This is a genomic window from Stenotrophomonas sp. SrG (assembly GCF_050031795.1).
Classification (GTDB): Bacteria; Pseudomonadota; Gammaproteobacteria; order Xanthomonadales; family Xanthomonadaceae; genus Stenotrophomonas; species Stenotrophomonas rhizophila_A.
In genome coordinates this window covers 1-238 of record NZ_JBNBBE010001166.1, presented here as the reverse complement: position 1 = coordinate 238, position 238 = coordinate 1, and the positions used below count along the sequence as shown (strand labels likewise).

At 72.3% G+C, this 238-nt stretch carries 1 protein-coding gene; it reads right to left on the bottom strand.

The genetic code is table 11. From position 1 onward, the window contains the following. A partial coding sequence (locus tag ACQG3P_RS23125) for a hypothetical protein (RefSeq protein ID WP_426806349.1) occupies nt 1-238 on the bottom strand: 238 nt, incomplete at both ends.

The window sequence follows — 238 nt, the reverse complement described above, 5'->3', positions numbered from 1 at the left end:
GCCTACCGCCGTGGTGGCGTTGGACAGCGCCTGGCTGTTGCGGCCCAGCGCGGGGGCGCCGTCGCCGTGGGCATTCGCACTGGCGCCGGCAGCGAGTGCGCCTTCGCCATCGATGCGGGCTGCATCGCTGTCGTTGCCTTCGCCGTCCGCCTTGAAGTAGCGCGTTGCGCAGGCGGCCGTTGCAGCGACGGTGTCGAGCTGCGCCTGGTTCACCGCATCGGTGGCCGCAGTACCGGCG